This is a genomic window from Bradyrhizobium australafricanum, assembly GCF_020329495.1.
Classification (GTDB): Bacteria; Pseudomonadota; Alphaproteobacteria; order Rhizobiales; family Xanthobacteraceae; genus Bradyrhizobium; species Bradyrhizobium australafricanum.
The window spans coordinates 1-774 of the sequence record NZ_JAGKJL010000194.1; the positions used below are offsets into that span (position 1 = coordinate 1).

Genomic DNA, 774 nt, shown 5'->3' on the forward strand with positions numbered 1-774 from the left:
TTGATTACCGCTCAGCTGCCCGTTGCCCAATGGCACGACATGATCGGCGAGCCAACCATCGCAGATGCTATCCTCGACCGGATCATCCACAACTCCCACCGTATCGCCCTCGAAGGCGACAGCATGCGAAGGAAAAAAGCCGCGCGCCCCTTGACCGACGTCGAAAACAGCGAAACGAATACCAACTGACTTCAACAACCAGGCAACCAAAAGCCAGCGCCGCCACGCTGTCCGCGATTTAGCGAAACTGCTGTCCGTCAGTTAGCGAAACCGCTGTCCCGTTTTTGCGAAATACGCATTTCAATGCGGCTTTTGACCGATTTCGTTGAAAAAGGCGGCAGTAATCCGATGTATTGGCGTGAGCGCCGTTGCGGCCGAACGACTGCATCGGCCTTTATGCGAGCTTGAGGGTTTGCATCGGGATCAGCTTGGCCATCTTGCGAAGGTTCTGAGCGGTGGCTGCGAGAGTGAACTCGTCGCGCGCGCCGTTTGGGCCTCGTAACCGCAAACGGTCGAGCTTGAGAATGCGCTTGAGGTGCGCGAACAACATCTCAATCTTCTTGCGGAGCCGACGTGAAGTATGCCCCTCCCACGATCGTGCGATCTGGCGCGCCATGTCGCGAGCCCCCTCATAGATCGAGCGTGGCACCCTCCGTGAAGCCTGCGTGGGGCAACACCGGGACTTCAGCGCGCATCGATCACAATCGCGCTTGCTGGCGAGGTAAAGCATCGTGGCACCATCGTTCACCAGCGCTCCGGTCGTGGTGAGGACCT

General features: G+C 58.4%; 2 protein-coding genes. One reads left to right on the forward strand and one right to left on the reverse strand.

The features are described 5' to 3' along the window. Positions 1-189, forward strand: a 189-nt coding sequence (locus tag J6525_RS46510; RefSeq protein WP_170991852.1) for an ATP-binding protein, incomplete at its 5' end; no start/stop codon positions are given. A gap of 205 nt (positions 190-394) precedes the next feature. Here J6525_RS46510 and J6525_RS46515 read toward each other — a convergent pair. Continuing rightward, the coding region (locus tag J6525_RS46515; protein ID WP_225649623.1) for a transposase at positions 395-774 on the reverse strand (380 nt) is incomplete at its 5' end.